17 protein-coding genes and 1 pseudogene are annotated in these 19,544 nt (G+C 54.5%); 14 read left to right on the top strand and 4 right to left on the bottom strand.

Annotation, left to right across the window (positions count from 1 at the left end):
- Nucleotides 1-148 precede the first annotated feature (148 nt).
- The 3 genes from IFJ82_RS14600 to IFJ82_RS14590 all read left to right on the top strand — a co-directional run bounded on the left by IFJ82_RS14600 (nucleotide 149) and on the right by IFJ82_RS14590 (nucleotide 3,659).
- Nucleotides 149-2,251, top strand: coding sequence for an ATP-dependent helicase (locus IFJ82_RS14600; RefSeq protein WP_192265059.1), 2,103 nt, complete (start codon nucleotides 149-151; stop codon nucleotides 2,249-2,251).
- 13 nt (nucleotides 2,252-2,264) lie between these two features.
- Complete coding sequence (locus IFJ82_RS14595) at nucleotides 2,265-2,912, top strand: SOS response-associated peptidase (protein WP_192265057.1); 648 nt, start codon at nucleotides 2,265-2,267, stop codon at nucleotides 2,910-2,912.
- 207 nt (nucleotides 2,913-3,119) lie between these two features.
- Nucleotides 3,120-3,659, top strand: a complete 540-nt coding sequence (locus IFJ82_RS14590) for a hypothetical protein (protein WP_192265055.1) — start codon at nucleotides 3,120-3,122, stop codon at nucleotides 3,657-3,659.
- A gap of 211 nt (nucleotides 3,660-3,870) precedes the next feature.
- Here IFJ82_RS14590 and IFJ82_RS14585 read toward each other — a convergent pair whose 3' ends face one another.
- Entirely contained in the window at nucleotides 3,871-5,238 is a 1,368-nt protein-coding gene (locus tag IFJ82_RS14585; protein ID WP_192265054.1) for an AbiJ-related protein, read from the bottom strand.
- A gap of 527 nt (nucleotides 5,239-5,765) precedes the next feature.
- Entirely contained in the window at nucleotides 5,766-6,659 is an 894-nt protein-coding gene (locus IFJ82_RS14580) for a LysR family transcriptional regulator (RefSeq protein ID WP_192265052.1), read from the bottom strand.
- A 115-nt stretch (nucleotides 6,660-6,774) separates the two neighbouring features.
- Between IFJ82_RS14580 and IFJ82_RS14575 the strand changes: the two genes are divergently transcribed.
- Both IFJ82_RS14575 and IFJ82_RS14570 read left to right on the top strand, forming a co-directional pair.
- A complete protein-coding gene (locus IFJ82_RS14575; RefSeq protein ID WP_174805775.1) occupies nucleotides 6,775-7,104 on the top strand; it encodes a YciI family protein in 330 nt (109 codons plus the stop codon).
- Between the two features lie 54 nt (nucleotides 7,105-7,158).
- Nucleotides 7,159-8,046: an MBL fold metallo-hydrolase gene (locus IFJ82_RS14570; protein ID WP_192266589.1), complete on the top strand. Its 888-nt coding sequence runs from the start codon at nucleotides 7,159-7,161 to the stop codon at nucleotides 8,044-8,046.
- Nucleotides 8,047-8,233: 187 nt separating this feature from the next.
- Here IFJ82_RS14570 and IFJ82_RS14565 read toward each other — a convergent pair whose 3' ends face one another.
- The gene (locus IFJ82_RS14565; RefSeq protein ID WP_192265050.1) at nucleotides 8,234-9,085 is read right to left on the bottom strand and encodes an SDR family NAD(P)-dependent oxidoreductase; all 852 of its coding nucleotides are present in this window, start codon (nucleotides 9,083-9,085) and stop codon (nucleotides 8,234-8,236) included.
- A gap of 145 nt (nucleotides 9,086-9,230) precedes the next feature.
- On the opposite strand from IFJ82_RS14565, the gene IFJ82_RS14560 reads away from it, so the two are divergent.
- The 6 genes from IFJ82_RS14560 (at nucleotide 9,231) to IFJ82_RS14535 (ending at nucleotide 15,383) form a co-directional block, all read left to right on the top strand.
- Nucleotides 9,231-10,151: a LysR family transcriptional regulator gene (locus IFJ82_RS14560; protein ID WP_192265048.1), complete on the top strand. Its 921-nt coding sequence runs from the start codon at nucleotides 9,231-9,233 to the stop codon at nucleotides 10,149-10,151.
- A 144-nt stretch (nucleotides 10,152-10,295) separates the two neighbouring features.
- Nucleotides 10,296-11,078, top strand: coding sequence for an SDR family NAD(P)-dependent oxidoreductase (locus tag IFJ82_RS14555; RefSeq protein WP_192265046.1), 783 nt, complete (start codon nucleotides 10,296-10,298; stop codon nucleotides 11,076-11,078).
- Nucleotides 11,079-11,169: 91 nt separating this feature from the next.
- Nucleotides 11,170-12,033, top strand: a complete 864-nt coding sequence (locus IFJ82_RS14550) for an MBL fold metallo-hydrolase (protein ID WP_225578699.1) — start codon at nucleotides 11,170-11,172, stop codon at nucleotides 12,031-12,033.
- A 1,025-nt stretch (nucleotides 12,034-13,058) separates the two neighbouring features.
- Nucleotides 13,059-13,214, top strand: a complete 156-nt coding sequence (locus IFJ82_RS14545; RefSeq protein WP_192265038.1) for a hypothetical protein — start codon at nucleotides 13,059-13,061, stop codon at nucleotides 13,212-13,214.
- Nucleotides 13,215-13,236: 22 nt separating this feature from the next.
- On the top strand, nucleotides 13,237-14,574 hold the full coding sequence (locus IFJ82_RS14540; protein ID WP_225578698.1) for a reverse transcriptase domain-containing protein: 1,338 nt from the start codon (nucleotides 13,237-13,239) through the stop codon (nucleotides 14,572-14,574).
- 536 nt (nucleotides 14,575-15,110) lie between these two features.
- Complete coding sequence (locus IFJ82_RS14535; RefSeq protein WP_192265036.1) at nucleotides 15,111-15,383, top strand: aldo/keto reductase; 273 nt, start codon at nucleotides 15,111-15,113, stop codon at nucleotides 15,381-15,383.
- A 91-nt stretch (nucleotides 15,384-15,474) separates the two neighbouring features.
- Here the strand turns inward: IFJ82_RS14535 and IFJ82_RS14530 are convergent, their stop codons facing one another.
- Nucleotides 15,475-15,972: an Lrp/AsnC family transcriptional regulator gene (locus IFJ82_RS14530; protein WP_192265024.1), complete on the bottom strand. Its 498-nt coding sequence runs from the start codon at nucleotides 15,970-15,972 to the stop codon at nucleotides 15,475-15,477.
- Between the two features lie 82 nt (nucleotides 15,973-16,054).
- On the opposite strand from IFJ82_RS14530, the gene IFJ82_RS14525 reads away from it, so the two are divergent.
- The 3 genes and pseudogenes from IFJ82_RS14525 to IFJ82_RS14515 form a co-directional block, all read left to right on the top strand.
- On the top strand, nucleotides 16,055-16,942 hold the full coding sequence (locus IFJ82_RS14525; protein WP_192265020.1) for an EamA family transporter: 888 nt from the start codon (nucleotides 16,055-16,057) through the stop codon (nucleotides 16,940-16,942).
- 225 nt (nucleotides 16,943-17,167) lie between these two features.
- Nucleotides 17,168-17,686: a LysR family transcriptional regulator gene (locus IFJ82_RS14520; protein ID WP_192265017.1), complete on the top strand. Its 519-nt coding sequence runs from the start codon at nucleotides 17,168-17,170 to the stop codon at nucleotides 17,684-17,686.
- Nucleotides 17,687-18,042: 356 nt separating this feature from the next.
- Nucleotides 18,043-19,524, top strand: a pseudogene (locus tag IFJ82_RS14515) (ParB/RepB/Spo0J family partition protein); the annotation flags it as partial.
- Between the last annotated feature and the right edge of the window lie 20 nt (nucleotides 19,525-19,544).

Here is a 19,544-nt window from a genome sequence, read left to right as displayed (position 1 = left end):
TCGACGGTCCTTGTGCAGGAGTATTTCATGATTATATGTTCCTGATTTGTTCCAATCATGCTACGCAAGTCAATGCAAATTCGCTCTGTATCCGGCATGGTGGTGTCCGATGTTGGTTCAGTATCGTTGATGAAAGTGCGCTAAGGAATTGAATCCAGAACCTTCTCCCGCTTCAGGCAGCGATGCTTATCTGTTCCGTCTGAACGACGCCCAGCGCCAAGCCGTCACACACGGGACCGGAGTCTCGGCAGGCGATGCGGCCTCATCCCCGCTGCTGGTCATCGCCGGAGCTGGTTCGGGCAAGACGAACACACTGGCCCATCGGGTCGCGCATCTGATCGCCTCAGGCGCCGATCCGCGTCGTATCCTGCTGCTGACCTTTTCCCGGCGTGCCAGTGTGGAGATGACGCGCCGGGTGGAACGCATCTGCAAAACGGTGCTCGGCGACAAGACCGGTCCGCTGGCCGACGCGTTGGCCTGGGCCGGGACGTTTCATTCCATCGGTGCGCGGCTGCTGCGGGAGTATGCCCAGCAGATCGGCATGGACCCAGCCTTTTCGATTCATGACCGCGAGGATTCTGCCGATCTGATGAATCTGATCCGGCACGATCTGGGATTTTCCAAAACCGAGAAGCGGTTTCCTGGCAAGGGCACGTGTCTGGCCATCTATTCCCGTGTGGTGAATTCCGGCGCACAGCTCTCCGATGTGTTGCTGAAGCACTATCCGTGGTGCGCGGGCTGGGAAGCCCAGTTGAAACAGCTTTTTGCAGGCTATGTCACGGCCAAGCAGGAACAGGGCGTGCTGGATTACGACGATCTGTTGCTGTGCTGGGCGCAGATGGTCAGCGACCCGGTTCTGGCGGTCGATATCGGTAGCAAGTGGGATCATGTGCTGGTCGATGAGTATCAGGACACCAACCGGCTACAGGCGGATATCCTGCTGGGCATGAAGCCGGACGGGCGCGGTCTGACGGTGGTCGGTGATGATGCCCAGAGCATTTATGCCTTCCGGGCCGCGACCGTGCGCAACATTCTTGATTTTCCGGCGTCCTTCGATCCCCCGGCCCGTGTGGTGACGCTGGATAGGAACTATCGTTCCACGAAACCCATTCTGGATGCCGCCAATGCGGTGATTGGCGAGGCGGCAGAGCGGTTTACCAAGGATCTGTGGACCGAACGACAGTCCGACGAACTGCCAAGGCTTGTGACCATCTGGGATGACACGGCGCAGGCCAATTATATCGCGGATCGGGTGCTGGAAGAGCGTGAGGCCGGCACGCCGATGAAGCAGCAGGCGGTGCTGTTCCGGGCGTCGCACCACAGCGGCACGCTGGAGGTGGAACTGACCCGGCGCAATATCCCGTTCGTGAAATTCGGCGGCCTGAAGTTTCTCGACAGTGCACATGTGAAAGATGTGTTGGCGCTATTGCGTTTTGCCCAGAACCCGCGCGACCGCATTGCGGGCTTTCGGGTGTTGCAGCTTCTGCCGGGCGTGGGGCCAACCTCGGCCCGGCGCGTGCTGGATACAATGGGTGAGAGTGCCCATCCGTTGGAGGCGTTGAAGGATGTGAAAACCCCGCAACGCAGTAGCGAGGCCTGGGCGGGTTTCGTGAATATGCTGACAGCGCTCGGGAGCCATCAGGTCGGCTGGCCGGGCGAGATCGCAGCCGTGCGGTACTGGTATGAACCGCATCTTGAGCGCCTGCATGAGGACGCCTCCACCCGTCTGGCCGACCTAGTGCAGTTGGAGCAGATCGGCGGGGGCTATCCGTCACGAGAGAAGTTCCTGACCGAACTGACGCTGGACCCGCCGGATGCCACATCCGATCAGGCTGGCGTGCCGTTGCTGGATGAAGACTATCTGATCCTCTCGACCATTCATTCCGCCAAGGGACAGGAATGGAAGAATGTCTTCGTGATGAACGCGGTCGATGGCTGCATTCCATCCGATCTGGCCACCGGTGAGCAGGATGACATCGAGGAGGAACGTCGCCTGCTGTATGTCGCCATGACGAGGGCGAAGGACAGTCTCGATATCATGGTGCCGCAGCGTTTTTATGTGCATGGCCAGCACAGTCGGGGCGACCGGCATGTCTATGCCTCGCGGACACGCTTCATTGATCGGGATATGCTGTCTTTGTTCGAAGCCGTGTCATGGCCTGTCGTGAAACCGGAAGACCAGGCCCGGCAGGAGGCGGTGCAGTCCGTGCGGATCGACATGGCCGCCCGTCTGCGCGGCATGTGGTCGTAAGGGAGCGGGACCGATGTGCAATCTCTATTCCATGACTTCCAACCCACATGCGATCAAGGACGTTGCAAAAGTCCTCGAGGATCGCACGGGGAATCTCCAGCCATTGCCCGAGATTTACCCGAACACGATGGCGCCAATCGTGCGGAATGGCACGAACGGTCGTGAACTGGTCATGGCCCGCTGGGGTATGCCGACACCGCCCGGTTACCTGAAAGGCCATAAAGTGGATCGGGGTGTGACCAATATCCGCAATCCGACTTCGACATGGTGGAAGCGCTGGGAAGGGGTGGAGCACCGCTGTCTGGTGCCGCTGACGACGTTCTCGGAACCCGAGAGTTTGCCTGACGGGAAATCACGGCCTGTGTGGTTTGCCCGCAGTGACGGAAAGCCGCTGGCTTTCTTTGCCGGGATATGGTGCCGTTGGACGTCCGTGCGCAAACTGGCAGACGGCGAGACGACGGATGACCTGTTCGGATTTCTGACCACTGAGGCCAACAGGGAAGTGGGCGCGATCCATCCGAACGCCATGCCAGTGATCCTGACGCAGCCAGACGAACTGGATGTGTGGATGAATGCGCCTGTCAGAAAGGCTTTGCAGCTTCAGAAGCCTTTGTCGGATGGCATGCTCGTTTGTGTCGATCCTTCGCGGCCTTTGGAATGACAGTTGTGTGTGGGAGGGGGAACGTCGGCTATTGGAAATGGGCGATCGAAAGGAGGCCGTTTGCAGCATTAACGTTTGTGGTGAATAGTTGCCAGACGAGCATGGGTATTCGCGCATTAAATTTTGACTGAGAACTTTCTCATTAGCATAATTGGACACTTACATATTAAATAAATTCGTGGTTTCATGTAATGGGATGAAATAATTATGGTAATTATAAAAATTGACGACAGCTATGCCGACGGGGATTTTCTTCTGCTTCGTAGACATTTGAGCCTCCTCGACCTTGAGTTGGTCAGACTAAATGCAGATATTGATGTGTCTGGTGGTCTTGAAGTGGATGCTCTCCGTGACAGCAGTGAATACTTTATTGGACATGGCTTCGTAGCCATTCAACGTTATCTAACCGCGACGCGAACAGGGTTCGGTATCGGAATGAATGAAGCATTTGGCATACCGCCAATGACGAGCCATGGGGTGTCCCTCGTCACAGCAATCAACTTAGGGGCGAACTATTGGAAACATGTGGAAGAGTGGACTGAAAAAATTAACAAATCGATCGATGCCGAGTTGACGGGTAATGCTCTGAATACGTTTAATCAACTGACAGCTATAACGCCATGGCGAGAATATACATGCTCAAACTTGTTGGCCATAATATTGGAAGGACAGAGGCTGGAATTATCTCTTCTTCTTCCCAAAATTGAGGAATGGCGAAACAACATTTTCGTCTGTAGGGCCTCGTAAATTGAAGCGCCAAGCATTCATTTTTTAGCACATGTTATTGTCTTAGGCTGATACTTTTATCGTATCTTTAAAAGGATCTGCTTTCTGGCGTAAAATTCGGGACGATTTGTGGACTGCTGCCCTCCAATCAATTCAAGTAGGCAACCAGACTTCAGGTGCTTCTGCACTGCTCTTTCCCAAGAATTGCCGATGTCAGCATGAAGCTGGGTTGTCAACTCGTTGGAACACCGTAGCGCTTGAACAGAGCGTTGAAGAAAGCCTTCACATTTGCCTTGGCATCTGGCGTCTGCAATTCCGCAGCTCCAAAACGAAAGACTTCATAGCCGGCAAGTTTGAGCTCACGATCACCCCGGACCATATTTGCATAGCGTTGCACATCGGCATTCCCTACGCCGTCCGTGTAGTGGTGCTTTTCGTCTACTTCGATGACGACCCGAACCCCCTGGCGCAATAGCAACAGGAAGTCCATGCGAAAGCGCAGAAGTGCATCCGGCCCCCGCTCCTTAACAGTAAGTGGATCCCAATGAAGCCATACTTCCGGTATCAGTGCTGGCAAGTTCGGTACGGCCTTGCGGAACCCCTCAAAGAAGGCCTCGAACAACAAGGTCTGGGGCGGGGAGTTCCGCGGTAAACTGTCTTTGAGGCGCAAATACAACGAGCGCTTGGCTTGCTCGGCATCAGCGATCCGCTCTGTATCACTCCACCACTGCTGCAGATCGCTCCAGCGCAGTCCATCATTACCAATGGGACGGTCATAGACGAGCACTTTATCGGCATTCGTGACGATCTCAACGTCATTATCCAGCGCGTCACGGAAGCGTAGATCGGGCTTGTCGGGTGAGGCAAAGATAAGATTTTTCGGTCGGCCTTTGACTGCCGCATGCGACGAAACCATCGAGAAGATCGGGTAACCTCCCTCTGAATCCGTCTCACGCAACTCGACGCCGCAGTCGCGTAGCGTCTCGTTAACACATGCTACGAAGTGGCGTTGTGCTGCCTCGTCGGGCCGCACGTCGGCCGAAGCCAGTCCTTCAAGAAACAGCGCAAAGCGCCGATCGGAAGCGTCATAGGCGCCCAATTGGTCGAACAGCATTTCCGCCGACCAGTCTTCTGGATTTCGGTGGACGTGCTGCTGAATGTCCGCGCGCAACCCACTGGGTTTCCCACTCATTAAGTAAAGCCACTCATCGGCATCTAAGATCCATAACCGATCCAGAAGGTCATCGAACTTGCGAGCATCCCCATACAGCTTTTCATCGTTGAGTTTTCGAGCGACGTTGCGCCGATAACGCTTGGGGATCGCTGGCCCCACATTGTCGCTCCAGAGCATATCCTGAATCTGGTTGCGCGTCGTGGCATTCGGGGGATGGCAAATCAACAGCCTGCGTGCAACTTCAGGCAGGTCGGCGTCGGCGACTGCCTCAAAACTGGAGGCCATGCGGTCATGCTTGCTGCCGTCAGTGACAGGCGCGGGCAACCCCAATTCCTCGCAAAGGGTCGGCAACTTGGCATGCGTGCTAATGTCCGTTAACGCCATGATGAGCGGAGCCAATAGAGAGCGAAGTTGCGCGTAGTCCATCACGTCCGTTTCATGCTAGAAGTGTCATGGTGCGCATCACTGCATTGATCTGACCGAGAGCATTCAGCTGCTACTGCTCGGGCGTACGATCACTGAGTGCGCGCGTGTCTTCGATGAAGGTCTCGTACAGGCTGGCCTGTAACCGCATACTGGTCAAGGTCGATCATGAGCGCACCTTCAGGCTTTCAGGGCCAGTACATCATTGAACTGATTAGGTTTTCAATGTGGGTGATCGGAAGTGTATGTGACTCTCTTTACGAAAGGTTCTCCTACAAAAGCCGCGAGGAGGGCAGTAACGAGAGAACGCGGTCGTGTGAACGCAAATGCCACCAATTCACCGAATGTCCGCTGTGGGGCGTAGAGGATGGGAGGCTATATGTCCGAGATGAAGGCAAACCGGCCTGTCTCTTGCTAAGCGGACCAACCGCTTCCGCCTCATGTCGGACATAAGCAGAGCCGTTCCAGTTTCCGTAAAGCGGTCGGTCGGCAATAGTTCTCGTTATCTTTTGAGAACGCCGTGAAGAAGTTTAAGGCTGGAAAGCCACTTGAAGCTCGGTCACAAAGACCCGCAACTTTGGCGTCATAACTGGACCTGCGTTATAAAGCAGGTGCATGGGCCTGTCCGGAACTGTCCACCTCGGCATAAGCCGGACAAGCCGTTTGCTTTTAATATCAGGAAGCAGGGCCTGCTCATATCCCAGCAGAATGCCATCACCAGCAAGTGCTGCAGAATGCAGAACACTTGAATCATTACTGATTATCCGCCCGGAGACGGTGACAGGCCGGGTAACGCTCCCTTGAGAAAAGTGCCAGGTCGTTACAGGGCCGCCGGAATTTTCATACACGAGACACTCGTGGCGCATCAGATCATCGGGCTGCCCTGGAAAACCATGTTTTTCCAGATAGTTTTGAGCCGCGCAGATGACCCGACGATAGGCCGTCAGAGGACGACTGACCACTGTAAGGTCTGCCTCCAGTTCACCAATTCGGATCACAGCCTCATGACCATCCATTGTGGGATGAACCAGTTGGTCTGTCAGGGACAAATGAACTTGAATTTCTGGATATCTTTTTTGAAAGTTGTGAACAAATGGCAGCAATACTGTTCGCCCGAAGGTGACAGGAACACTGACAGATAATGTGCCACGCGGTGTGCCAAGCGTATTGGCTGCCAGACTGTCCGCTCGTTCAACTGCTTTCAGGACAAGGCGACACTGCTCGCAATAAAGCCTGCCTGTTTCGGTCAGACTTTGTCGGCGGGTAGTCCGATGTAACAGACGTGCACCAAGGTGATGCTCCAGAGCCTCTATATGCTTGGCGACCATCTGCGGCGACAAAGTCAGATGCTGGGAGGCCGCAGCAAAGGACCCCAATTCCACGACCTTGATAAAAATCTTCATGCTGGTTAACCGGTCAAGCATTCATCCTCCTCAGTTGTGACTGATGTCTCGTATCGACAATTTATCCAGCGGAAAAGAGGAATATGCTGAAGGCTTCGAGTGATTGGCAAGTCCAGTTCTGGTGGAGACTTTCGAAATGCCCGTTTATCTTGTTCGCATGGATCACCCTGACGGCGAGGGATGGGGACAGCATGTCGCAGCACACGTGTTGTATCTCAGGCGCCTTATTCAGGAAGGCCGACTGCTGGCCTCCGGTCCGTTGAAAGGCACCCCATTGCGCTCCGGCTTTCTGATTATGAAAGGTGCCAATCGGCAGGAGATTGACGCGATGATTGCCGGTGATCCCTTTGCATTAGAAGGTTTGATTTACGATCTGCGCATTGAAGAATGGGATCCTCTTTTCGGTTGCCTTTCAGATCATGCGACAGGGGCTCTCCCGCAAGAATTGAAGTCTATTTTTCCTTGATGGCGACAGTTCTGTATTTTTTAAGAAATAAAAACGAGAGGGAGCCTTATGCTTCTGAACGATCTTCAATGGTATACTGTGGGGGATGCCCGTATTCTAAAAATACAGGATCTGATGCTGGCTGCACTCTCTCCAGAACAGTTGCTTCCAGATTGGGACGAAGCAACGGCTCTTCAGATTTATCCCCGACTGCCTGAAACGCTGGATAGTTCAGAAACGAAAGTTCTTTTGAGCGTTCATAGCTGGCTTATTGAGGATCGCGGTCGAAAAATTCTTATTGATACGGGAGCTGGAAATAACAAAGCCCGTCCTGCTGCCCTGTATTTCGATCACTTGCAGACCGTGTGGCTTGAAAATCTGATGCGCGCTGGTGTCTGTCCAGAAGACATCGATTTTGTTCTTCTTACCCATCTGCATGTCGATCATGTCGGGTGGAATACACGTCTGCAAAATGGGATCTGGGTTCCGACCTTCCCGAATGCCCGATATGTCTTTTCTAGAGCCGAATATGATTTTTTCAGCAATCCGGCCCATGATAGCGTCCGTAATAAAACCAGTTTCATGACACGCGCAGATAGCGTTGATCCTATTGTCCGGGCGGGTCTTGCAGATCAGATCGACGTGGATGGATCCGAAGTTCTTGAAGGAATTTCCTTTCATCCCACACCTGGGCATACGCCACATCATGCATCTGTAGTGCTGAAATCAGGGATGGAGCGTGCGCTCTTCACGGGTGATGTCATGCATCACCCCATTCAGGTGTGTTTTCCGGAGTGGAGTGCTGTCTTTGATGCAGACCCTCAGACAGCCATCACATCGCGCAAATGGGCTTTGAATTACGCTGTCGAACACGATGCGGCAGTATTCACATCACATTTCCCAATGACGTCTGCTGGCAGAGTCATGACAAGTGACCAAAATATGAGTTGGTCCTTCCTCTAGAGTCTCCATTATATTGGCATTTTACGTCATTTCATTATGAATATTTTTCTTGCCTCGAAATATCTCGTCCACTCAGCGATATATGATGCGACTGCCAGATCCTGCCTTCATTGTTGAGATGATCGTCAGGAAAGCCAAGCAGACGGCGACCAGAGTTCGCGATGCCTGGAACTGATCATCCGAAAGCTCACGCTTCCCTCATCCATTGCGTAAATTTTTGCGCCCAAGCCGGGTTCCAGCGTGACAGTGCTGGACGGTTGTGAATCATGTCGTCGACCGACCACTGGATGCGGCGCATATCCATTTCGGATGTGACTTCGTTGTCCGGACACAGGATGTAGAAGTCCTCACTGAATAGCTGCTGCAGAAAATAATCTACCACCTGTTCCGCTGTCCATGCTGCCTCCGGTTTACGGTCATGAGGCCCGTCCTTGCCGTGGAAATTCATGGGGGTCCATGTATAACCTGGCACCAGAAGATGGGCCGAAACACTCCCACCCGTGGAGACCAGAAGTTCATGGGCCAACTGCTCGGTGAGCACTTTTACTGCCGCCTTGGCGACAGAATAGGCGGCGTGGCCAGGCGGTGTAGTGATCCCTTCCTTGGAGCCAAGATTCACCACGGCCGATGGACGTTTTGCGGCGATCATATGTGGCACGAATAGATGTTGTGCGCTGAGGACGGCGCGAAAATTGACGTTGAGAGTCCGGTCCCATTCATCGGGTGAAGCCCATGGACCGGCTTTGCTCAGCACACCAACATTATTCACCAGTAATCCGACATCCCCAAAGCGGGTCAGCGTTTGATCACGCAGGCGCAGAACTACTGTATCATCGGTCACGTCACCCATGACAGTCAGTACTTCAACGGGCAGCGTGGACGCCAGCGCCTCCAGCGCGTCACCGTCCTGATCAAGAAGTGCCAGGCGCATCCCTTGGGCAGCGAATTCTCGGGCAAGAGCAGCACCAATGCCTTTTGCTGCACCGGTGATGACTGCAACACGATCCTTTGCGACGATTTTCCGCATTCTTTCTGACATTCACGTTGCTCCTTCTGTCTGGGTGGCCAGGAAAGACGATTGATCCAAGGATCCTAGCTCAACCTCATAAGTTCTGTAATTGAGTCAAACAGCACATGGTGTATGTTTATACTCAACAGATATGAATGAACGAGCGAAACGCATCATGCATCTTTCACGTGGAGATCTGGGAGATCTCAACCTGTTCTGCGCCATCGCCAAAACAGGCGGCTTTCGCAAAACTGCAGCAGAACTGGATCTTTCTCCATCGGCCTTGAGCCACGCTATCCGCGGACTGGAAAAGCGTCTGGGTGTCCGTCTCTTCAACCGGACCAATCGTAGCGTCACGCTAACACCAGCTGGACAGGAATTGCTCTCGCATGTCACGTCAGGACTCTCTGAAATCACCAATGGGCTTGAAGCGCTCAATCGTTTTCGGGACCGACCCGCTGGACAGTTGCGTCTGAACGTACCAACTGACGCCGCCCGGCTTGTTCTGGCCCCGGTGATTGCGCGTTATGCCGCCCTTTATCCCGACGTCCGTCTGGAAGTCGCGGTGGAGGACGCCGTGGTGGACATCATCGAACAGGGTTTTGACGCAGGTGTTCGCTATGGTGGCACAATACCAGAAGACATGATCGCGGTCCCGCTCTGTCCCGATCTGCGATGGGTGACAGTCGCATCGCCTGCCTATCTTGCTTCAGCTCCACCGCTTCGAGGCCCGGCTGACCTACACCAGCATCGCTGTATAGGGATCCGGATGGGAAGCGGAAAAATCTACCACTGGGAGCTGGAACGCGGCGAGGAGAAAGTCTTTTTGGACACGGACTGGTCAGTGATTGTCAACGAAACCGTTCTGTCTATCGAGATCGCCGAACGCGATGGGGGGATCAGTTACAACCTTGAAAGCCGGGCGGCAGTGCAGATCGCAAGCGGGTCACTCGTCAAGGTCCTGCCCGAATGGGCCTCCATGGGCCCGCCACTCTTTATTTATTATCCCAGCCGGCGACAGCTTCCTGAAGCATTACGGGCTCTTATTCGCCTGATACAGGGGCAAAAACCTGATCAGAACGTAACGGGTGAATAAAAACGATCACTTCGTTGATTTTAGCTCTCCGTCTAAGGCATAGATTTTCACTGATTTCGCGCTTAACTCCACAAACAAGTGGCGACAGGCATGACCATCTGTGTGTCGCCCCGTTTTATAAAACTTGGGGAAGAGTTGAAACAGATGAGCAAACTTGCCATGATCAGCGGATCGTCTTCGGGTATTGGTTTCGAGATTGCACGTATCCTCGGCGGCATGGGTTATGACCTCGCCATTTCAGGGGCCAGTGATAAAATCCACGACGCCAAAACAGAACTCGAAAAGATCGGCGTAGCAGTTTATGCATTTCAGGCAGATGCAGCGACTTATGACGGCGTCGAAGGGTTCTGGCAGTTTACGAAAGATCTTGGACGAAACGTCGATATTGCCGTTCTCAATGTTGGGATCGGTCTGGGCGGGGCCTTTGTTGATAACAAGCTCGAAGATGATTTCCGGGTCATTGCCATCAATATCTCCGGGACGGTGCATCTGGCCAAACGTGTAGTGCAGCACATGGTGCCCAACAAGGCGGGCCGGATTATGATTGTGTCCTCCCTCTCAGCAACCACACCGACACCTTACGAAACTGTTTATGGTCCTTCCAAGGCGTTCGGTTTTATGTTTGCAGAATCCCTGCGAGAAGAGCTTCGCGATACGGGCGTCAGTGTCACAGCCCTGCTTCCGGGTGCCACAAACACGCGTTTTCACAAGAATGCCGGCATGGCCACCAGCAAGATCGATCATGGGCCCAAAAATGACTTGCATGTCGTGGCGCAGCAGGGTGTCGACGCTCTCATGCAAAGCGAAGATATGGTCGTTGGCGGCGATGCCGCAACAAAGCAGCAGGCTATCGACAACCGCACCACACCTGAAACGGTCAAAGCGGCTCGGCATGCCATTCTTTGCAAACTGAACGGCGTCGCGTGATCAGGTAAAGCACGGCTGAGATTGCGCCGGATGGTATCGGGCAGCATCCATCGTCTGTCCGATACCAGATGAGCAAGCCAGGGATAAGCTCATGTCATCAGAACGAATGTTTCAGGCACCTGAAATCAGCCGTTACCGTGTCGGAGAGTTCGCCGTAACGGTTCTGAGTGACGGCTCTCTGGACGCCTCGCTCGACCTTCTTGATGGGATTGATCAAGATGAGGCGTTGTCGCTGCTGAGCGCGGCAGACACTTCACCTTCATCGCACATGAACATCAATGCATTTGTTATTGAGGCCGGTGCGCGGACCATTCTTATCGATGGTGGTGCTGGAAACCTCAACGGATGGGGTGGCCGGTTGATTCCTGCGCTGATCGCCGCAGGTTATGACCCCCTGCAGATTGACACGATCCTTCTTACACATGGACACAGCGATCATGTCGGCGGTCTGGCGGGGCCTTTTGCTACAAAACATTTCCGCAACGTTGAAAAGTTTTTCCTTCATCAGGCAGAGCTGAATTTTTGGCGAAACGAAGAGATACGCGATGCTGCACCTGTTGCACATCAGCGCCTGTTCGACGTTGCTCGCAATGTCCTTGATGGTTACCAGCAGCAGATAACACCTTTCGAGGACAGAGATGTTCTGCTCCCCGGGATCACAGCCGTCCATTTACCAGGGCATACGCCAGGTCATTCCGGCTATCTTTTGGAAAGTGAAGACGACTCTCTCCTGATCTGGGGCGATGTCCTGCATTTCCCCCATATTCAGGTAGCGCGGCCTGACGTCACTTTTGCTTTTGATCACAATCCCGGCTTGGCCGCAAAGACACGCCGTATGATTTTAACCGAACTTTCCCGCAATAATCGATATGTCACGGGCGTACATTTTAATGCACCCGTTAGAGCGAAAATCGAGAGCTACAAAGACGCATTCCGTCTGACTTACGATCTTTAACCCATCAATAACGGCCGTCGCCTACAAGTCAGACATCAAAGTAGTCATCGTAGCGGACAGAAAGCTGCCATTGTCAGGTGAGCCGCGATAGACCGCGTTTGGGACAGAGCCATCGTCCAAACAAACTACGACAAAAATCAGCGTTCGGTTGAAACGGACATTGTTTGGCGGAACGAAATTTGGCGGGAAATAACCAATCTCGATGCTTCGCCTACAGTTGGTTAGTCTCCGTCACTCTCGGAGCCGTTCACCAAAGTCATACTGCACTGCCTCCACGACGGTTCCACACCGGCTTGATGGCCCCGACCTCCGCATCAGAGGCTAAACGTTGATTGACTGGTATAAAAGATAGAAATCAAGACGGTCTGAATTCGCCTCAGGTCGGACATGTGGGATCTGTGCTAGCTTTTCGGATAGCGGACACGAATCATTCACAGATTATCAGCCGGAAGTGGATGCTCGCTCCGGCAATTGGGATTAGTCTCGCTTCGCAGAGAGCTACCTTTGCACAGCTCCTTACCGAGGGTCCGGTCGCAACCCGATGCACTCATCTAATTATACCAGAGACAAAAATCTTCATTTAGCCATTTTGAAATCCTCAAAGTATTTTTTTCGGCTTCCCTTGAAGTAGCAAGATCGGCTCACCATTAAATTAACCATGTCCATGGTTTCCATGACGTATGACGTGAAGCTGGACCTATCCATGCGGATCGTGCGCCAGGGAGACCTCGCCAAGGTGGCTGTTGCTGCTGAGGTGTCTGTCGTCGCGGCCATGCCGTGCGCAGAGGATGGGCTAGGCCTGACCGTAGGCTTTGAAGCTGTGAATACTCCGTCTACGGACGGCCTCCAAACAGCAGATAAGCATTCGAAGCGGCGGGCGTGGCCGGGGCGTAACGAGCTTGACATTGCTAAAAACCTGCTAAGGTGGAAGGCGGAGAAATGTGTGAACTTGCCCCGAAAAACCAGCTGGCCTGAGCTGGTCTACCGGTGTGCGCGGAATTCTGCTCGCGCTCGCCGCAGTGTCCATGGTTTCCATGACGTATGACGTGAAGCTGGACCTATCCATGCGGATCGTGCGCCAGGGAGACCTCGCCAAGGTGGCTGTTGCTGCTGAGGTGTCTGTCGTCGCGGCCATGCCGTGCGCAGAGGATGGGTGTCCGTCAACGGTCGGGATTGTATGAGCGGAGGACCCGAACGAAGAACATGGTGAAAACATTATTTGAAGAAGTCAGAAGCGAACAAAACATTTTCTCAGCGTGGCGTCACGTCAAGCGTAGCGCTCTGATCTCCGGTAACGCCGATATTCGCGGCAAAGCCTCGGAGTTCGAGCATGCTCACCAGCGCCACCTTAGGCGCATCATCAATCAACTGCGCACAGGCAAATTCTCTTTCGATCCTGTCGAAGGCGTCTTGAAAGACAAGCGCAAGCGCCTTGCAGCAGGTAAAGACCCACGGCCTATCGCAATATCTACTATCCAGAACCGTGTCGTTCAGCGGGCAATCCTACAGGTTCTACAGCCAAGGCACGCACGTGACTTACGCGATCCAGATACACGATATGAGACCGTTTGTGACGACAGACTGGGCCGCATCAACGACGTCAACCGATCCAAATATGGCGTTGGAGGATTGATCTACCCTCATGGCGGCGTTCGCCCCGCCATCGAGACAATCAGGACCGCGATTGATGGCGGCGCGAAATTCTACTTCCAGTCCGACATTCGGTCCTTCTTCACCAAAATTCCGACAAACAAAGTGATTGACTTTGTTCGGCATGAAACCAACGACAACACATTCGTTGAGCTGTTCGCCAAGGCACTTGAGGTCCACTTGGGAAATGAAGATGAGCTTGTTGGTTACACGCACCTATTTCCGAAAGGCGGTATCGGCGTTGCTCAAGGGTCCTCTCTTTCGGCCTTTGCGGGGAACGTGTTGCTGTACGACATGGACCAGAAGCTGAATACCATGGGCGTAACGGCGGTTAGATACATCGACGACATTCTCATGGTCGGTGCTAACATAGCAGTCATCGACGCCGCCAAAGCTTACACCGAGACAACCCTGACAGACTTTGGTTTCGGCCTCTACACGCCAGCAGACGGTCCTGACAAAGCAGCGCAAGGAGAGTGCAGCAAGTCCATCAATTTCCTTGGCTGCACTATTCAGCCGAAGCGATGCGTTCCTAGTAATAAATCTCTCGACAATATGAAGGAAGTCGTTCGAGAGACGCTCGCAACTTCGAAGGCCGCGATCAAAGAAGCGCTCACAAAAGGCACCACTCTGAATTCCAAGCATTCGCAGAGTGCTACCCTAGACTCCCTAAGTAAGCGAATTTACGGATGGCAAAAATCCTTCGCCTTCTGCAACCAACGTCAACCCTTCGAACACCTCGACGAATACATTTCAAAACAGGTCTCGGGCTACCACGGTGCGATCGTCCGGCAACTCGGGAAGGCCAACGATGGGATAAAGGCGATGATACTTGGTGTCCCCTCAACCTCAGCAATGTTTGATCTTGCACAAGACAAAAAATCAAAATAGGCAGTGTGTTCCTCAACTGTTATTAGTCCTGATCCCACCAGGTCGTCACCTAGACCCGAAACGTCGGATTGCCGCCGACAGGTTCAAGCAGGCACGCAGCCGCGGAAGTATGATTTTATCTGGATTTAAGAACTGCTCTAAATAAAATTGATTCAGACTTTTCCTTTTCCATTTCGTAATAACTACTATTTGCCACTCTCACTGTCGGCGCTGCCTGACATTCAAGCTCAGCGAATTCGACAGCTTCGGACTATTGGCCCCTCCGAACGTCTTGCATGCAAATGTCAGCTTTTTGATGTTTCCTTCTCAACAGCCGACATTCCGGTTTCCCCCTAATCTGCCTGTCCGCTCAGTGATGCAGGAGCAGACAGGCGGCAATCGCCTCATCTCGGTCATACAGTTGGTCAAATTGCCTTCCATATAGCAGACATGACCATTATAAATTTTACTTGCCATTGATGATGGCTACAAAGATATCGGCAGCGTCAAGAGAGCCATTCGAGAAAGTTGCATGATGCACTACCCAAATTCTTAAAATGGACGAAGCAGATTTTTCAACGGACAATATCCGCGTCGTGCTGTCGATTGCCACCACGCATGATCGCCCGCCTGCGCAGATCGTCCTTCGCTGGCACCGTAAACAAGGGCTGGTTCCCTTGCCGAAGACGGCTACGGCCACTCGCCTGCCGGAGAACCTGGCTGTGTGGGATTTCGAACTTGACGAGAACGACATGCTGCAACTGCTCCGGCTAGACCGGCCACACGGCAACACCCAGCCGCTTCCCGACGGCAGGAACTCTTCATTCTGACGCAGGTGCAGCGGCTATGGCCGCAGCTTTCCTTCCAGGCTGAACGACTGATCTGCACCGTGGTAATCCCGCCGGAAAGATTGCTTGAAGATCAAGCAGACTCACCATTCATCGGCACATAGGGAGCCTTGACCTGATCTAGCACCACCAAGGTCCGGTATGTGGAAACAGAATCATTGTCTGCGAACAGGTCGCGTGCAAGCGCCTCGTAGCGGCGCATGTCGGGCACTTCGACAATCATTATGAAACCGCCATTTCCGGCCACATAGTAGCATTGGCGGATCTCGTCTTGGCGCCGGAACAACGCCTTGGCGGCCTCCACCAACTCCGACCGATCATTGAGCAAATGGACTTCCACGACGATCGCGACCTTTCTTCCATCGACGTCCGGCGAGACGACCGCGACATTAGCGATGATCGTACCGTTCGCCTCCATGGCCGCAATCCGACGCTGCACCGCGGCCGGGGACAGGTTTACCTGTTCCGCGATTGTGCGCTGAGGAGTGCGATTGTCGCGCTTGAGCACATCGAGAATGGCGTAGTCGAAATCATCTAGAACACCCCGATCGCGATTTATCGTCCTGCCCATCAAGCTCTCCGTGAGTGATTGTCTCGCATAGGCGCACAAAATTCGGCGCACGCCTCGCTAGAAAACAACTATTAATCGCTTGATGACATACATTAATCAATCGCGTTCCGTTTCGACCGGTATGCTGGTTGGCAGCGGGGCGGTCATTGCCTCGCTGATCTCCCAGAATGTCGGTGCGGCTTTTGCCAAGCAGCTTTTCCCGATCGTTGGTGCTTATGGTGTGACCGCACTACGCACTGCGCTTGCGGCATTGCTGCTGCTCATGTTGTTTCGTCCTTGGCGTCGATTGCCCCGGCGCAAGCTGCTTCCGGCGCTGATCGGGTATGGCGCGATGCTCGGACTTATGAACCTTCTCATCTATCAGGCATTTGCACGGCTTCCGATCGGCGTGGCGGTCGGCATCGAAGTGTTGGGGCCGCTTGCGGTCGTCTTACTCGGGGCGCGATCGCGCCGGGATCTCATTTGGTTGGCTGCTGCGGTTGCTGGCCTCGTGCTGCTGCTGCCGGTTCGTTCGGAAACTGCTCTGGACTCTCTCGGTCTTGCATTCGCGTTCGGAGCGGCTGCGTGTTGGGCTCTCTACATCCTCTATGGCAAGCGGGTTTCGACCATACTCGGCAACGACGCCGTAGCTTGGGGAATGGTAACTGCTGCTCTGATAAACTTGCCTATGGGCATCATTACAGCAGGTCCGGTGCTGTTGAGCCCGTGGGTGCTGGGCGTCGGTCTCATCGTTGCGATATTGTCGAGCGCGTTACCTTATACACTTGAAATGGAGGCCATGCGCAGGGTGCCGGCCCATGTTCTCGGTATTTTGTTTTCCACCGCGCCTGCCGTTGCGGCCACCGCGGGGCTATTCGTTCTTGGTGAGATTCTGACACCTCTTCAATGGGGCGCCATTGTCCTCATCATGATCGCATCTGGAGGCAGCACGGCATCCGCTGCTACGTCAATTGATGAGCGGCAATCATAACAACATGCGTAACCTACCGTCTAATTGAAGAGCACTGTTCCTGATACCTTGGTGAACATCAAGGATAGGGAGACTGGCAATGTGCGATAGTGCGGAAATCTTGCTCATGCCGATGGGCTTGAAGCACCGGATCGTCGGAGACTGCTCGGCAGCGCTGCCTTGGATTGGAGGCGTTGTTGTCTCAGTTGCTGAAGGTCGGCTCAGCCAACGTGGTATGGTCTCCAGATGCGTCGCCGAAATCTGAACTTCCACCATGCGGCGCATGCGCTCGGCATCAGCCAGTCAAGCGTAAACGCACGAATAAGGACGCTGGAGGAGGAGCTTGGCATCCTCCCCTTCGAGCGGAATAATCGCGACGTCCGGCTTACGGAAGCCGACAAGCGTTTCGTGCAACAGATCACGGCGAGCGTTGACCAGTTCGACCACACCGTGAAAACCGCCAACATGGCCGCATTGAGGGAGCGCGGCCACCTGCTCATCGGCGTCCATGGCCTGATCGCTGGCAGCTTTTTCGACAATTTGTTGACGAGGCACCGCAAAGAGGATCCCGACATCGGTATCGACGTGACGGAAGGAGCGGCGTGCGAAGCAATCATGCACCTGCGCGCCGGCCGGATCGACGTGACCTTTCTGGTCGGTACCTTCGATCTGTCCGATTGCCATTCCAGACCAATCTGGACGGAACAGCGTGTCGTCGCGATGCTGGCCAACCACAGGCTTGCGAACCAGGCGGACGTGACCTAGGCGCGATCTCGCGGAGGACCAGGTGGGATTTGAACACTTACACTGAATCAATTGGCTGGTGCTTGGCTGTTTTATGAGCAAATGTCTGCTTTCAGAAAGTCTCATGAGCTATTTGAACGACCAGAATGGGGTCAAAAGCCTTCGCAAGGGTCGTCCATATAAATGTCCGATTTTACCGATCTTCCGACACAAAGCCGACTTTCCGTTTACCCCCCATTGCCGACATTTTCTGCCGGAAAAGCGGGGGTGGGGTTGTCTCGGTGTAGCCGTCAGAGGCAGAGGGCTGCGCGAATTTTCGTGACGGGTTGAGAGGGTAGGGGAGAGTCTCCTGTCCGCCCGTCATGGAGTTTTTCGCCATGGCGACCGCTATTCCCAAAATCAGCCTGAGTTCGTCCCGCGACATCCCGTTCAACCGGCTGGTGCTGTCGCAGTCCAACGTGCGGCGCGTGAAGTCCGGCCTGTCGATTGAGGAACTCGCCCGCGACATCGAGCGCCGCGGACTGCTGCAAAGCCTGAATGTCCGTCCCGTGCTTGATGGCGAAGGGGCCGAGACCGGCACTTATGAAGTCCCAGCCGGCGGACGGCGCTTTCGCGCGCTCGAACTGCTGGTGAAGCAGAAGAAACTGGCGAAGACGGCCCCCGTGCCCTGCGTGGTGCGCGAGGCCGGATCGGCCATTCTTGCCGAGGATGATTCTCTAGCCGAGAACGTCCAGCGGCTGGCCCTGCACCCGCTGGACCAGTTTCGCGCCTTTCGTGACATGCTGAAAAAGGGCATGTCCGAAGATGAAATCGCCGCCGCGTTCTTTGTGGCGCCCTCCGTGGTCAAACAGCGCCTGCGACTGATGACCGTGTCCGACAGCCTGCTTGAGATCTACGAACAGGATGGGATGCGGCTGGAACAGTTGATGGCGTTTTCCATCAGCGATGATCATGCCCGACAGGAACAGGTCTGGGAGATCGTGGCCCAGAGCCATAACCGTGAACCCTACGTCATCCGCCGCATGCTGACGGAAAAGACCGTCCGGGCGTCGGATGCGCGCGCCCGCTTTGTTGGGCTGGACGCCTATCTCGCGGCGGGTGGTCCTATTATGCGCGACCTGTTCGAGGCTGATGATGGCGGCTGGCTGCAGGATCCGGCTATTCTGGACCGGCTGGTCATGGAAAAGCTGCACACTGCTGCTGAGGATATCCGCGCCGAGGGGTGGAAATGGGTCGAGACGGCCCTGTCGTTCCCGTGGGGTCACACACGGCAGTTCGCGGAAATTGATGGCACGGAAGTGCCTTTGTCCGACGAGGAAACCACCCGTCTCGAAGCTCTGCGTGCCGAGCAGGAAACCATAGAAGCCGAATACGCTCAGGCCGATGAATACCCTGACGAGGTCGATGCACGGCTGGGCGAGATCGAACAGGCGATTCTTGCCCTGCAAGAACGGCCACTGGCGTTCGATCCGGCTGACGTTGCGCGGGCAGGGGCTTTCGTCAGCCTCGCCAGCGATGGCGCATTGCAGGTGGAGCGGGGCTTCGTGCTGCCCGAGGACATGCCGACCGAGCCCGAAGAGACCGATGATGCCGGCGGTGCCGATGGATACGATCATGCTGCGTATTATGGGCGGGATGAACATATTGCTGATGATGGCGGCGACGGGGGCAGGGAGGGCGATACTACTGCTCCCGACGTTGAGCCCGAGGAAGAAGACGGGATCAAACCACTGCCTGACCGGCTTCTCACCGAACTGACGGCCTGGCGCACGCTGGCGCTGCGGGATGCCTTTCCCGCGACATCGCCCTTGCCGTCAATCGTTCATGGCAGGCGGCTTTACCGGCGGTGGAATGGCGCAACACGGCGGCGCGTCGCCAT

This window comes from Novacetimonas hansenii, assembly GCF_014843995.1.
GTDB classification, from domain to species: Bacteria; Pseudomonadota; Alphaproteobacteria; order Acetobacterales; family Acetobacteraceae; genus Novacetimonas; species Novacetimonas hansenii.
The sequence above is the reverse complement of the archived record's forward strand: the minus strand, read 5'-3'. Positions and strand labels throughout refer to the sequence as shown.